Genomic DNA, 13,926 nt, shown 5'->3' with positions numbered 1-13,926 from the left:
TTCGATTCGCCGTCTCTAGTAGAAGCGGATTGCGGCGCTGCCAAGCCGGCGGCACCGCACCTCCCTCACGGTTTTGCGGGAAGTCGCCGCAGAATGCTTTCGCCATAGGCGGCAAGGGCGGCGCGAAGCTTCGGGTCCTCGATGCGCTCCACCATCGCCTCCACCCGCTCGCCCTCCCCCGGCTTCAAGCTGCGCAGCTTCGGCTTCAGGTCGCGCACCGGAACGGCGACCGGCTTCTGAACGATGCGCAGCCGGTCCACCGCGTGGTGGCCGAGATAGGCGTTGACGCGCTGGACGATCTCGCCCGCCTGATGCTGGAGGCGCAAGGCCGCCGCGCCTTCGCAGGCGACAACGAGGGTGGCGGGACGAAAGTCGCGTTCGGTGCCCTGACCTTCCGGCGGCCAGACCAGCTTTTCGGGGCGTGTCACCTGTTCCAGCCGCGCGCCGACGATCTCGCCCCAGGCTTGGACGAGCCCGATGGTCATGCCGGCCTTGCGGCGCAGCACCGGGTCGAGGATCGCGGAGGCCATTTCGCCGACGGGCGTCGGCCCTCGTCTGGCGCGTTTCATGCGGCCTGCCCTTGCCGAGGCGGAACGGAGGCGGCGATCAGCGTCGCCGCAAACACCCAGACCGAATCGAGGATATCGTGGAAGAACATGATGTTGGAAAAACCCGGCACCAGAAAGGCGGTGACCAGCACCAGTGACGCCGCCAGCCGCCGGCCGCCGCCGATCCGCCCGCGCGCCCGCCAGGCCGTCCAGACCGGCGCGGCCAGGACGAAGCAGAGCGCCGCGATGCCGAGGAGGCCGGCATCCACCCCGACGGTCAGGAAGATGTTGTGGAGATGGCTGAAGGAGAAACCGGCGAAGGCCTGGCTGTCGAGATAGGGCTGGATCGCCGACCAACGCGCCGCTTCGCCATAACCGAAGAAGGGCTGCGCGGCGAAGGCCTGCATCCCCGCCTCGTACATGGCGCGGCGAAGATTGAGCGAGGTCGCCGAATCCACGTCGGCGGCGATTTGCGACAGGTCCGACACCATCGCCTCGACCCGCGTGCCGACCACCCGCGCCACCGCGACGGCGACCAGCGCGACGCCAAGAAGAACCGCGACGCTCATCGCCGCCTGGACGAGCGGCGATTTAGCGCGCCAGCGCTCGACCACGGCGCCACGACGGGCGAAAAGAGCGATGGCGATCACCACCGGCAGGGCCGGCCACGCACCGCGCATGCCCGACATCATCACCGCGAAGCTTGCCCCGAGGCACCCGACGACGGCCAGAACCGCGCGCGAGCGCGTCGGATGGTCCGGCAAGGACAGAACCGAAAAGCCGGCGGCCAGAAGCGCGCAGATCGACAAGGGCCCGGGATTGCCCGCGAGCCCCGCCACGCGCTCGCCCTCGATCGCATAGGACAGGATGCAGATCGGAATCAGGAGAACGCCGCCCACCGCCGCGCCCGCAAAAGCCGGCGGCAGGGTGTCGCGAAACACCGAACAGCGCATCCGGGGGATCAGGAAGACGGGGAGAAGAAACAGGAGAAGCTTGCCGACCAGATGCCAGGCATGGCCGAGACCCGCCCCTCCGTCGCCACCCGCATGGATGAGATCCGACCCCGCCATCACCGCGAAGAAGCCGATCAAGGATAGGAGAACCGGCAGGTCCGAGCGCTCGATCCGGACGCGAAAGCGGCGCAAGGCCATCGAGATCAGCGACCAGGAGGCGAGAAGAATGGCCACCACCGTCGCGCCCGATCCGCCCGCGGCGGCGAGAACGAAGAAGGCGAAGTTCGACCAGCCGTTGCGGCGACCGAGATCGAGACGCGATGGGCGGAACAGAACGGCGCGGGCGTGTCCCAACGAACCGGTCCGCGCGTGAGCGGGCGCCGGCGCCAGGAGATCGAGCCCGCTGCGCGGCGGCATAGGGCCGCTATTCACAGCGCCATCGTGACCCATGCCGAAGGCTCTTGCCAAGGCCGGCGCGGTGGGCTTTGTCGAATGTCGTGGAGCCAAAATTTCGCCGGACGTTGGCGGTCGAGGGCGACCGCGTTTCGATGTCGATGCGACGATACGGTCATGCAAGTCAAGACGAAGGCGGACGGCCATCAGGCGGCCGAGAGCATCGCGGTGCGTATGCTCGGCTGGTACGATCGCCACGCGCGCATTCTACCGTGGCGGGTTTCGCCGGCGGATCGACGCCAAGGCGTCAAGCCCGATCCCTACCGCGTGTGGCTGTCGGAGGTGATGCTTCAGCAGACGACGGTCGCGGCCGTGTCCGGCTACTTCCTCGATTTTCTCCAACGCTGGCCGAATGTCGAGGCCTTGGCGGCCGCGCCGAGCGAGGAGGTGATGGGCGCTTGGGCCGGGCTCGGCTATTATGCCAGAGCCCGCAACCTCCATGCCTGCGCCAAGGCGGTGGCCTCCGAGCATGGCGGCGTGTTTCCATCGACAGCGGAAGGGCTGAAGCGCCTGCCCGGCATCGGCGATTATACGAGCGCGGCCATCGCGGCCATCGCCTTCGACGAGCCGGCCGCCGTGGTGGACGGCAATATCGAGCGCGTCACGTCGCGGCTTTTCGCGATCGAGACGCCCTTGCCGCAATCGCGCCCGCTGATCCGCGCCCGCGTCGAAGCCATGACGCCGCGTTTACGGCCCGGCGATTTCGCGCAAAGCATGATGGATCTCGGTGCGACGATCTGCACGCCGCGCCGTCCGGCCTGCGTGATCTGCCCCGTTCAGCCTTCCTGCGAGGCGCAAGGCAAAGGCATCGCCGAGCGCCTGCCGGCGAAGGCCCCGAAGCGCGCCAAGCCGAGCCGGCGGGGCGCGGCCTTTGTCGCGGTGCGCCGTTGCGACGGCGCGGTGTTCCTGCGCCGACGCCCGGCGCTCGGCATGCTCGGCGACATGGCCGAGCCGCCGACAAGCGGCTGGAGCGCGAAGGCGGACGGCGCAACGGGAGCCGACGCCGCCCCCTTTCCGGCCGCGTGGAAGGAAGCCGGCACGGTGGCGCACGGCTTCACCCATTTCGACCTGACCCTCGAAGTCTGGCGCGCGGAACTGGACGCGGCGCCGAAGGGCACGGACGGTTGGTGGTCGCCGCCCGAGCGCCTCCTCACCGAAGCCCTGCCGACCCTGATGCGCCGGGCGATCGAGACCGCCCTCGTCTCGAAGTCTTAGAACCGGGGACAGAACCCAGCGGGTCGGTCTGACGAGCCTTTCCGCCCCCGGACTTCGTTGCCGATGCTCGCCCATGCGCTGCATGGACTGCGCTCGGCGCCTCGCCGGGAGCGAAAAGTCCGCGCCAGCCCTCCTCCGCCAGGTTCTGTCCCCGGTTCTTAGGCCCCCGCGCCACTCATGCCGGCGCGCACCTTTACGCGCAAGTCGTCGATCAGCGTCAGCGCGCTTCCTTCCCGAAGGTGCCAGAAGGTCCAGCCGTTGCAGGCGTCCAGTCCCTGCACCTTCGCGCCGAGACGGTGGATGGAGGCGACCTCGCCGTTCACCGCGATCGTGCCGTCGGCGCGCACTTCCGCCGTCCAGCGGCCGCGCGCGTCGGTGAGAAGCGAGCCCGGCTTCACCAAACCCGCCTCGATGAGGCTGGAGAAGGGCACGCGCGGCTCGGCGCGCTTGGTGGGCGCGGCCTTGAGGGCGCTCGCCCCCAAGGTTTCCACGGCGGCGATGCGGGCAGTCGCGGCATCGATGTAGGCCTGCTCGCGCTCGATGCCGACGAAATGGCGGCCGAGCTTCTTGGCGACCGCGCCCGTCGTGCCGGAGCCGAAGAAGGGATCGAGCACCACGTCGCCGGGCTTGGTGGAGGATAAAAGAACGCGGGCGAGAAGCGCTTCGGGCTTCTGCGTCGGATGCGCCTTGTTGCCGTCCTCGTCCTTCAGGCGCTCGCTCCCTGAGCATATCGGGAACAGCCAGTCGGAGCGCATCTGCACGTCGTCGTTGGCAGCCTTCATTGCGTCGTAGTTGAAGGTGTAGCTTTTGGCTTCCTTGTCGCGCGAGGCCCAGATCATGGTCTCGTGGGCGTTCTGGAAGCGGCGGCCGCGGAAGTTCGGCATCGGGTTGGTTTTCCGCCACACCACGTCGTTCAGCATCCAGAAGCCGAGATCCTGCATGATCGCGCCGACGCGGAAGATGTTGTGATAGGAGCCGATCACCCAGATCGTGCCGTTCGGCTTCAACACCCGGCGGGCGGCGAGAAGCCAGGCGCGCGTGAAGGCATCATAGGCCGCGAAGCTTTCGAACTGGTCCCAGGCGTCGTCCACCGCGTCCACCTTGGACTGGTCCGGGCGATGCAGGTCGCCACCGAGCTGCAGGTTGTAGGGCGGGTCGGCGAAGATCACGTCGACCGAATGCTTGGGCAGCATCTCCATGCGCGAGATGCAATCGCCGCGAATGATCGTGTCCAGCCACGGCTCGGGAGCGCGGGCGACCTCGCCGATCTCGCGGGTCTTGGAAACGGTACGAAGACGGGTGAGAGCCATGAATCGACATCCGGTACGCAAGAACGATCAACCGGATTCATGGTTACCGAATAGGGTAAACCAATCGCTAAGCGCCGCGCCTTTCTTATCGACCTCCGCACGAGCTTCCTGTACCCGGACGCTCGAACATGCGCATTCCGGAGCCTTCATGTCCTCCCTGTCCCTCGTCATTTTCGACTGCGACGGCGTTCTCATCGATTCGGAGATTCTTGCGGCAAAAGTCGAATCGACGATCCTGAAGGAATACGGCTGCGATCTTTCGGCCGAAGAGATCGCGCATCGCTTCGCGGGGCTGACCTGGGCGCGGATCATCGAGCTCCTGACCGCCGAAACGGGCATCAATTTTCCGGACGACCTGAAAGGGCGCGTGGCGGAAGCCTTCGACAAGCGCGTGCCGAAGGAACTCGTCGCCATCGAGGGCGTCGGCGCGATGCTGGACGCGCTCGACCTGCCGCGCTGCATCTGTTCGAACTCCACCGGCGCGCAGCTGAAGTTCATGCTCGGCCATGTCGGCCTATGGGACCGCTTCCGGCCTTACGTCTACCCGGCGCGCGAGGTCGGCGAAGGCCGGCCGAAGCCCGCGCCCGACGTGTTTCTCCATGCCTGCAAGGAGTTCGACGTCGAGCCGCGCCGGGCGGTGGTTCTGGAGGATTCGGTGCATGGCGCGGCAGCCGCCGTCGCAGCCGGCTGCCGCGTCGTCGGCTTCACCGGCGCTTCGCACAGCTATCCCGGCCACGGCGAGGCCTTGAGCGATGTCGGCGTCGAGACCGTGATCTCGCGCTTGTCCGACTTTCCCGCCGTGGTGGAAGCCCTGTCGAGCTGGGCCGAGACCTGAAAACTTATTTCCCGCTGTCGTCGAAGCCGACGAAGATCGAATAGTTCTTCGCCGCCGGCTCGGGCACGCGCACCATCTCGTCGACATAAACGAAGCGGCCGGCCGAGCCGGTGGCGTAGGACACGCTCTGCGTTCCCTTGTTGGCGTAGAGCACTTCCCCCCCGTTCCGCGTCACGGCGACGCGGATCGGCAGGGGGGCCGAGCCCGCACCACCCGCCGGCCCCGGCACGACGCGGCCCGAAACGCCGACCTTGATGCGAAGCTCGCCGTCCACCACGCGGCATTCGCGCGTCGTTTGCGTGATGGAAGCGATGTACTGGAGGTTCTCGCCCGCCCCCTTGCGCAGGATCGCCGTGCCTTCGCGTAAGGAAACGCGCGGGCAATAATCGGGCACGGTGCCTTCGGCATCGGCGCTGACCGGGCGGCGAAAATCGTCGGTGGGCGCGGCCTGGCGATCGGCCGTCGGCCCGCACGCCGACAAAGCGAGGATCGGAGCCATAAGGGCGGCGAAGCGGCAGGGTCGGGGCGGCATCGTGCGTGGTTCTTCCCATATCGTGGCGCCCCGTTCTATAACAGCCCACCGGGCCGGAGGCGACGGGTGCGAGATGCGAGATCTCGATCCGTGGGGAGGCCGAGCCGAGGCCCGGAAAGACGCGGGAAGTGAGCAGCGACGTGAGATATGTAAGTTCGCGGGGCGAAGCGCCGACCTTGGGCTTTTCCGACGTCCTTCTGGCCGGCCTTGCCAGCGATGGCGGCCTTTACGTCCCGGCGGAATGGCCGCAATTCTCGGATGACGAGATCCGCAGCCTTCGCGACAAGCCCTATGCGGACGTGGCGCTGGCGATCTTCAAGCCCTTCGTCGGACCGGAAATCCCTGAGAGCGTCCTGAAGCGCATGGTGGACGAGGCCTATGCCACCTTCCCCCATCCGGCCGTCGCTCCGCTCGTGCAGATCGGGCCGAAAGACTACGTGCTGGAACTCTTCCACGGGCCGACGCTCGCCTTCAAGGACGTGGCGATGCAGCTTCTCGCCCGCCTGATGGACCATGTCCTCAAAGAACGCGGGCAGCGCGCCACCATCGTCGGCGCGACATCGGGCGATACCGGCGGCGCGGCGATCGCGGCCTTCGCCGCCTCGACGCGCACCGACATCTTCATCCTCTTCCCCAAGGGTCGCGTGTCGCCCGTCCAACAGAAGCAGATGACGACGCACGGGGCGGCGAACGTCCACGCCATCGCCGTGGAAGGCAATTTCGACCATTGCCAGGCGCTGGTGAAGGCGATGTTCAACGACGCGCGCTTCCGCCATGACACGGCCTTGTCGGGCGTCAATTCCATCAACTGGGCGCGCATCATGGCCCAGATCACCTATTACTTCACCGCCGCGCTCAGCCTCGGCGCGCCGGACCGCCAGGTCTCCTTCACCGTTCCGACCGGCAATTTCGGCGACATCTTCGCCGGCTACGCCGCCAAGCGCATGGGCCTGCCGATCGACCGGCTGGTGATCGCCACCAACCAGAACGACATCCTGGCGCGCGCCATGGCGAGCGGGCGCTACGAGACGGCCGGCGTCCATGCCACCGCTTCGCCGTCCATGGATATCGAGGTCTCCTCCAACTTCGAGCGCCTCCTGTTCGAAGCAGGCGGACGCGACGCCGCTTCCATCCGCTCCCTGATGGCCGGCCTGTCGCAAAGCGGCGCCTTCACCCTGCCGGAAGGCACGCTGACGAAGATCCGCGCCGAGTTCGACGCCGGGCGCACCGACGAGGCGCAAACGGCGGAAACGATCCGCGACGTTCTCGACACGAGCGCTTATCTTCTCGATCCGCACACGGCCGTCGGCGTCCATGTGGCGCGTGGACAGACGGGGTCGGTTCCCATGGTGACGCTCGGCACCGCCCATCCGGCGAAGTTCCCGCTGGCGGTCGAGAAGGCCTGCGGCCGCTCGCCTACCCTCCCCCCGAGCCACGAGGGGCTGATGGAGCGCGCCGAAATCTTCGACGAGTTGCCGAACGACCTTCGCGCCGTTCAGGATTTCATCTCCGCGCGCTCGCGGGCGACCAGCGAAGGCAAAGCCGCATGAGCGTCGAGATCACCAAGCTTTCCAACGGCCTGACCGTCGCCACCGAAGTCATGCCGGCGCTGGAAAGCGCCGCGCTCGGCGTTTGGGTGAAGGCGGGTGCGAGAGACGAGACGGAGGGCGAGCACGGCATCGCCCATCTTCTCGAGCACATGGCGTTCAAGGGCACCTCGCGCCGCACGGCCCGCCAGATCGCCGAGGAGATCGAGGATGTCGGCGGCGAACTCAACGCCGCCACCAGCGTCGAGACCACCTCCTACTACGCCCGCGTCCTCAAGGAGGACGTGCCGCTCGCCTTCGACATCCTGTCCGACATCATGCTGGACTCGAAGTTCGACGAGGAGGAACTGGAGCGCGAGCAGCAGGTGATCCTGCAGGAGATCGGCGCGGCGGAAGACACGCCCGACGACATCGTCTTCGACCATTTCCAGGAAACAGCCTTTCAGGACCAGATCATCGGCCGACCGATTCTGGGCACCCGCGACACGGTGCGCTCCTTCACGCCCGATCGGCTGCGCTCCTATCTCGCACGCCATTATTCGCCCGAGCGCATCGTGGTGTCGGCGGCGGGGGCGGTGGACCACGACGCCGTGGTGCGCCAGATCGAAGCGGCTTTCGGCAGGATGCCGAGGTCCGAACTCGACATGGCGGCCCAGCGCCCGACAGCCCTTTATACCGGCGGGGAGTTCCGCGAAACGCGCGACCTGATGGACGCGCAGATGGTGCTCGGCTTCGAAGGGCGGCCCTACTACGCCCGCGACTTCTATTCTTCGCAGATCCTCTCCCTGATCCTCGGCGGCGGCATGTCGTCTCGCTTGTTTCAGGAAATCCGCGAAAAGCGCGGCCTTTGCTACGCGATCTATTCCTTCCATTGGAGCTATTCCGACAGCGGCATCTTCGGCGTCCATGCGGCGACGGGCGAGGAGGAACTCGCCGAACTCGCCCCCGTGATCGCCGAGGAGCTTGCCCGCGCGAGCGAGGGCATCCACGACGCGGAAGTCGCGCGCGCCAGAGCGCAGATGCGCTCCAGCCTGATGATGAGCCAGGAAAGCCCGTCTTCGCGTGCCGGCCAGATCGCCCGCCAGCTCATGTTCAACGGCGCGATCATCTCCAACACCGAGCTTCTCGACCGCTTGTCGGCCGTCACCGCCGGGCGCCTGACGGAACTGGCCGCCGCGACCTTCCTCGATCGCGCGCCGACGCTGGCGGCCATCGGCCCGATCAGCCGCCTGCCGAGCGTCGGCGAGATCGCCGGCGGGCTGACGGCGGCGGGGGCCGGACCGAAGCTGGCCGCCGCGCACCACTGAAACCGCGACGCGATGGGACTTCTGGACATCTTTCTTGCGCCGATGGGTCCGACCCTCAGGAGCGAGCGGGTCGTCCTTCGCCTGCCGCAAGGGCGCGACTACGAAAGCTGGCGACGGGTGCGCGAGGAAAGCCGCGACTTCCTGAAGCCCTGGGAGCCGCTGAGGCCCGTCGACGAACTGTCGCGCCGCTCCTATCGCCAGCATCTGTCGCGCTACGTGCAGGAAGCGCACGAGCGGACCTCCTTCACCTTCTTTCTTCTGCCGCCGGGCGGCGGTGAGGTTCTGGGCGGCATCACGGTCGGGAATATCCGGCGGGGGGTCGCGCAGTGCTGCACGCTCGGCTATTGGATGGGAGAGGCTCACGCGGGAAAGGGCTTGATGCGCGCCGCCGTTGAGCTTCTGAAACCGTTCGTGTTCGAGGTCGAAGGCCTGCATCGCATCGAGGCCGCCTGCCTTCCTTCGAACGCGCGCTCCATGCGCCTTCTGGAAAGAACCGGCTTTCGCCGCGAGGGTTACCTGAAAAAATATCTGAAGATCGACGGCTCCTGGGAGGACCATCACCTTTACGCGCTTCTGGCGGAGGACTGGACACGCCTGCCCGGCCCCGAGAACCGCGACGCGCCGGCCTCCTCGTTCACGAGCCCCGATCCGGTGGGTCCATGAACCCGGTTGCGATGCTCCTTCGGCTCTGTCTTTTCCTCCTGATGGCACTCGCCGCGCCCTTGCCCGCTTTCGCCTTGGAAGCGGTCGGGATCGCGCGCGACGATGTTGCCATCGACCTGAAGCCGGCGGTCGAGATTCACCGTGACCGGGGCAAGAGCTTTCAGGTCTCCACCGCGCCCGGCGCCGACGGCATCGTCCACCGCATCGAGGTGGAGGCCAACTCCCCCAATTCCTCCGGCGACTGGGCGGTGTTCGCCATCGCCAACAATACCGACGTGCAGCTCGACCGCCTCGTGGTCGCGCCGAACTTCCGCCTGCCCGGCTCCGGCGTGATCTGGCCGGATCTCGGGAGCCAGCGCATCGCCTCGATCACGCCGTCGGAGGGTTTCGCGCTGGAGCGCCAGCCGAGTTCCGAGGCCGACGTCTTTCTCGTCACGCTCAATCCCGGCTCCACCGTCACCTTCGTCGCCGAGATGGCGTCCCACGACATGCCGGAAATCCGGCTGTGGGAGCCGAACGCCTACAAGGACACGATCAACGCCTACACGCTTTATCGCGGCATCGTGCTCGGCATCGCCGGCCTTCTGGCGGTCTTCCTGACGATCCTCTTCGTGGTGAAGGGCTCGGCGATGTTTCCGGCCACCGCCGCGCTCGCCTGGGCCGTGCTCGCCTATATCTGCATCGACTTCGACTTCTGGCAGAAGCTCGTGCCGATCCAGCCCGGCCAGGAAGGCGTCTGGCGGGCCGGAACGGAAGTCGCGCTCGCCTTCACGCTGGTCGTGTTCCTTTCGGCCTATCTCCACCTCAACCGCTGGCACGGCGTCTTCTCGGCCTTCACGCTTCTCTGGCTCCTCGGTCTCGGCGCGCTCGGGGCGGCGAGCGGCTTCGATCCGCCGGTGGCGGCGGGCGCGGCGCGTATTTCCATGGCGGCGACGGGCGTCATCGGCCTTGGCCTGATTCTTTATCTAGCGGCCGTCGGCTTCGACCGGGCGATCATGCTGATCCCGACCTGGCTTCTCATCCTCGTCTGGACCTTCGCGGGGTGGATGACGGTGACCGGCCGCGTCAACAACGACGTGATCCAGCCGGCGCTCGGCGGCGGGCTGGTTCTCATCGTGCTCCTCATCGGCTTTACGGTGATGCAGCACGCCTTCGCCGGCTCCGGCTTTTCCGGCGGCGCGATCTCCGATCTCGAACGCCGCGCCCTGGCGCTGGCCGGCACGGGCGACGCGATCTTCGATTGGGACGTGACGCGCGACCGCATCTTCGCGGGAAGCCAGAAGGACGGACCGGAAGTCTTGCCCTTCGGCGAGATGACGGGCCATGCGCGCGACTGGCTGCCGATCCTTCATCCCGACGACCGCGACCGCTTCAAGCTGACGCTCGACACGATCCTGGAGCACCGACGCGGGCGCATCGCGCAGAACTTCCGGGTGAAGGGGCGCGAAGGGCATTACCATTGGGTCCAGCTTCGCGCGCGGCCGGTTCTGGGCAGCGACGGCGAAGTCGTGCGCTGCGTCGGCACGCTGAAGGACATCACCGACGAGCGAAAGGCCGAGGAACGGCTGCTGCACGATTCGCTCCACGACCAGCTCACCGGCCTGCCGAACCGCGAACTCTTTATCGACCGCCTGTCATCGATCGGCGCGCTCGCCACCGCACGGCCGGACGTTCGGCCAAGCCTTCTCGTGATCGACATAGACCGCTTCCGGCAGGTGAACGACGATCTCGGCATCGCCACGGGCGACACGATCCTTCTGACGGTCGGCCGCCGGCTGCGCCGCATCCTGAAGGTTCAGGACTCGCTCGCGCGCCTTTCCGGCGACCAGTTCGGTCTGATCCTCGTGTCGGAAACCGAGATGGAAGCGATCGCGGGCTTCGCCGACAAGCTGCGCGAGGCGATCAAGGCGCCGATCGCCTTCGGCGACAAGGAGATCGTTCTCACCGGCTCCATCGGCATCACCGGCTGGGCGGAAGGCTCGACGCCGGACGCCGCGCTGAAGGAGGCCGAGCTCGCCATGTATCAGGCCAAGCGCCTCGGCGGCGATCGCATCGAGCCCTTCCGCCCGGCGCTTCGCACCAACGGCTCGGGGCGCCTGGAACTCGAATCCGACCTTCGCCGCGCTTTCGGGCGCAACGAACTGTTCCTCGCCTTCCAGCCGATCGTGCGGCTGTCGGACAGGAAGATCGCCGGCTTCGAGGCGCTTTTGCGCTGGAACCACCCCAAGCGCGGCCTGATTTCCCCGGCCGAGTTCGTGCCGCTCGCCGAAAGCTGCGGCCTGATCGTCGATCTCGGGCAGTTCGCGCTGGAAGAAGCCGCGCTTCGCTTGTCCGACTGGCACAAGCTGACGGGCAGCGAGAAGCTCACCGTGTCGGTGAACGTGTCGAGCCGCCAGCTCATCCGACAGGACCTCGTCAACGACGTGCGCACTGTTATCGAGCGCTATTCGCTGCCGCCACGCTGCTTGAAGCTGGAAATCACCGAATCCATGGTGATGGACAATCCAGAGCGCTCGGCCCACCTTCTCGCGCGGCTGCGCGACATGGATGTCGGCCTGTCGATCGACGATTTCGGCACCGGCTATTCCTCGCTCGCCTATCTGACGCGCTTTCCCTTCGACACGTTGAAGATCGACCAGACCTTCCTGCGCGGCGAGCACCGGCCGGAGCGCCCGATCATCGTCCAGTCGATCATCTCCATGGCGCGCGAGTTGGACCTCGCGGTGATCGCGGAAGGCGTGGAAACCGCCGAGGATGCCGACAGGCTTCACGAGCTCGGCTGCGAATACGGGCAAAGCTATCTTTTCTCGCCCCCGCTCAGCCAGGAAGAGGTGCGACGCCGCCTCACCGAGCGCGGCGGGCCGCGCCGCAAGGGCCGCGCCCCGAGCGAACTTCCTCCAGAACGGTCCCATGCCCCTTCATAACGATACGCCGCTCGTCGCCTCGCGCCCCTTGAGCCTTCGCACCGGGCGCACCGTCTGGCTGAAGCTCGACGCGCTGCAGGTGCCGGGCTCCTTCAAGATACGAGGCGTCGGCGCGGCCTGCGAAGCCCATGCCCGCGCCGGCGCCAAGCGCTTCGTCTCGTCGTCCGGCGGCAATGCCGGCATGGCGGTCGCCTATGCCGGGCGCATGTTGGGCATTCCGGTGACGGTAGTGGTGCCTGAAACCGCCACCGACCATGCCAAGCGCCTTCTTGGGCAGGACGGGGCGGAGGTGATCGTCCATGGCGCGGCCTGGGCCGAGGCCAACGCGCTCGCGCAAGGCTTGGTGGACGAGAACACCGCCTTCATCCACCCTTTCGACGACCCCCTTCTTTGGCAAGGCCATGCGACGCTGATCGATGAGGTCGCCGCGAGCGGCGTGGCTTTCGACGGCGTAGTCCTTTGCGTCGGCGGCGGCGGGTTGCTTGCCGGCGTCGCGGAAGGGCTGGAGCGCAACGGCCTCAGTGCCCTGCCGATCCTGACGGCGGAAACGGAAGGCGCGGCGAGCCTCGCAGCGTCGGTCGAGGCGAAACGCCACGTTTCGCTTCCCAAGGTCACGAGCATCGCGACATCGCTCGGCGCGGCGCGGGTGGCGGATCACGCATTCGCGCTCTCGCAAAGCCGACCGATCCGCTGCGGCGTGGTGTCGGACCGGGAAGCCCTCGACGCCTGCGAGCGTTTTCTCGATGATCATCGCATTCTGGTCGAGCCGGCCTGCGGCGCGACGCTCGCGCTCCTCTATGAAGAACGTCACCGGCCGCTTCTCGACGGCTTGGAAGCGCCGCTCGTGGTGGTGTGCGGCGGCGCCACAGTGACCGTCCCCAAGCTCGCCGAATGGCAAGCGAGCCTTGCCGCCTGAAAAAGGCTGCCGGTGACGCCCTTCAGGCGTGGCCGGCTTCGGTCGCGAGAAAGGCCGGATCAACGCCGAGAAGAGCCAGCGCCCTCGAATATTTCCCGTCGAGCTTGGTGTCGAAGATCAGGCCATCATCGGCCTTGCAGGTCAGCCAGCCATTGGCCGCGATCTCGCCTTCCAACTGGCCCGCGCCCCATCCGGCATAGCCGAGCGCCATCAGCGCCGAGTCCGGCCCGACCCCTTGCGAGATCGCCTTCAGGATGTCGAGCGTCGGCGTCAGCGACACACCGGTGGAGATCGCCACGGTGGATTCGGAACTGTAGTCGCCGGTATGAAGCACGAAGCCTCGGCCGCGTTCCACCGGCCCGCCCATGCAGACGGACACGTCGCGCGTGCTGTTCGGCAAGCGGATGGCGTCCTCTTCCTTCACGATGTTGAGCTGCGCGAGAAGGGTCGCGAAGGTGATGGGCTGCGCCTTGTTGATGATGAAGCCCATCGCGCCGCTCGCCGAATGGGCGCAGACATAGACCACGGAGCGCGCGAAGCGCTCATCCTCCATGCCGGGCATGGCGATCAGGAAATGCCCTTCGAGCGAGTTCCCCGCCTCGCCGATCTGTCCGGCTCCCGGTTCGATGCCGGAAGGCATGGTCTGCTCGGTGCTTCCGCCGTTCTCGTCCATATCGGCTATCCCGCTTGATCCGGCACTTTCGGCAATGCGCGAACGCATTG

The 13,926-nt window shown here is 67.0% G+C and carries 12 protein-coding genes; 7 read left to right on the top strand and 5 right to left on the bottom strand.

Annotated elements, in window-relative coordinates; translation table 11 throughout:
- Positions 1 to 65 precede the first annotated feature (65 nt).
- A complete protein-coding gene (locus F9929_RS02910) occupies positions 66 to 569 on the bottom strand; it encodes a DUF721 domain-containing protein (protein ID WP_152045014.1) in 504 nt (167 codons plus the stop codon).
- Positions 566 to 1,918 carry an O-antigen ligase family protein gene (locus F9929_RS02905; protein WP_193227584.1) on the bottom strand — a complete coding sequence of 451 codons (1,353 nt, stop codon included), beginning with the start codon at positions 1,916 to 1,918 and terminating at the stop codon, positions 566 to 568. Before F9929_RS02905 ends, F9929_RS02910 begins: the two co-directional genes overlap by 4 nt.
- 153 nt (positions 1,919 to 2,071) lie before the next feature.
- Between F9929_RS02905 and mutY the strand changes: the two genes are divergently transcribed.
- On the top strand, positions 2,072 to 3,169 hold the full coding sequence (gene mutY / locus F9929_RS02900; RefSeq protein WP_193227583.1) for an A/G-specific adenine glycosylase: 1,098 nt from the start codon (positions 2,072 to 2,074) through the stop codon (positions 3,167 to 3,169).
- A 158-nt stretch (positions 3,170 to 3,327) separates the two neighbouring features.
- Here mutY and F9929_RS02895 read toward each other — a convergent pair whose 3' ends face one another.
- Positions 3,328 to 4,479 carry a site-specific DNA-methyltransferase gene (locus F9929_RS02895; RefSeq protein WP_152045011.1) on the bottom strand — a complete coding sequence of 384 codons (1,152 nt, stop codon included), beginning with the start codon at positions 4,477 to 4,479 and terminating at the stop codon, positions 3,328 to 3,330.
- 148 nt (positions 4,480 to 4,627) lie between these two features.
- Here F9929_RS02895 and F9929_RS02890 point away from each other — a divergent pair, with 148 nt between their 5' ends.
- A complete protein-coding gene (locus F9929_RS02890; protein WP_152045010.1) occupies positions 4,628 to 5,314 on the top strand; it encodes an HAD family hydrolase in 687 nt (228 codons plus the stop codon).
- A 4-nt stretch (positions 5,315 to 5,318) separates the two neighbouring features.
- Here the strand turns inward: F9929_RS02890 and F9929_RS02885 are convergent, their stop codons facing one another.
- Positions 5,319 to 5,846 carry a hypothetical protein gene (locus F9929_RS02885; protein ID WP_152045009.1) on the bottom strand — a complete coding sequence of 176 codons (528 nt, stop codon included), beginning with the start codon at positions 5,844 to 5,846 and terminating at the stop codon, positions 5,319 to 5,321.
- A 140-nt stretch (positions 5,847 to 5,986) separates the two neighbouring features.
- Between F9929_RS02885 and thrC the strand changes: the two genes are divergently transcribed.
- Genes thrC through F9929_RS02860 form a run of 5 tightly spaced genes read left to right on the top strand, consistent with a single transcriptional unit; the run spans position 5,987 to position 13,203 of the window.
- Positions 5,987 to 7,396 (top strand): threonine synthase, encoded by a 1,410-nt coding sequence (thrC, locus tag F9929_RS02880; RefSeq protein WP_152045008.1) that lies wholly within the window; start codon positions 5,987 to 5,989, stop codon positions 7,394 to 7,396.
- Positions 7,393 to 8,700: a M16 family metallopeptidase gene (locus F9929_RS02875; protein ID WP_152045007.1), complete on the top strand. Its 1,308-nt coding sequence runs from the start codon at positions 7,393 to 7,395 to the stop codon at positions 8,698 to 8,700. The genes thrC and F9929_RS02875 overlap by 4 nt, the downstream gene beginning before the upstream one ends.
- 12 nt (positions 8,701 to 8,712) lie before the next feature.
- Entirely contained in the window at positions 8,713 to 9,363 is a 651-nt protein-coding gene (locus tag F9929_RS02870; protein ID WP_152045006.1) for a GNAT family N-acetyltransferase, read from the top strand.
- Between the two features lie 11 nt (positions 9,364 to 9,374).
- A complete protein-coding gene (locus tag F9929_RS02865) occupies positions 9,375 to 12,287 on the top strand; it encodes an EAL domain-containing protein (RefSeq protein ID WP_235918960.1) in 2,913 nt (970 codons plus the stop codon).
- Positions 12,274 to 13,203 carry a pyridoxal-phosphate dependent enzyme gene (locus F9929_RS02860; protein WP_152045004.1) on the top strand — a complete coding sequence of 310 codons (930 nt, stop codon included), beginning with the start codon at positions 12,274 to 12,276 and terminating at the stop codon, positions 13,201 to 13,203. The genes F9929_RS02865 and F9929_RS02860 overlap by 14 nt, the downstream gene beginning before the upstream one ends.
- A gap of 22 nt (positions 13,204 to 13,225) precedes the next feature.
- On the opposite strand, the gene F9929_RS02855 is transcribed toward F9929_RS02860, so the two are convergent.
- Positions 13,226 to 13,843 carry a YqgE/AlgH family protein gene (locus tag F9929_RS02855; protein ID WP_152045213.1) on the bottom strand — a complete coding sequence of 206 codons (618 nt, stop codon included), beginning with the start codon at positions 13,841 to 13,843 and terminating at the stop codon, positions 13,226 to 13,228.
- Between the last annotated feature and the right edge of the window lie 83 nt (positions 13,844 to 13,926).

This window comes from Aureimonas psammosilenae, assembly GCF_009176975.1.
Classification (GTDB): Bacteria; Pseudomonadota; Alphaproteobacteria; order Rhizobiales; family Rhizobiaceae; genus Plantimonas; species Plantimonas psammosilenae.
This window is presented reverse-complemented; position numbering and strand designations above follow the sequence as displayed.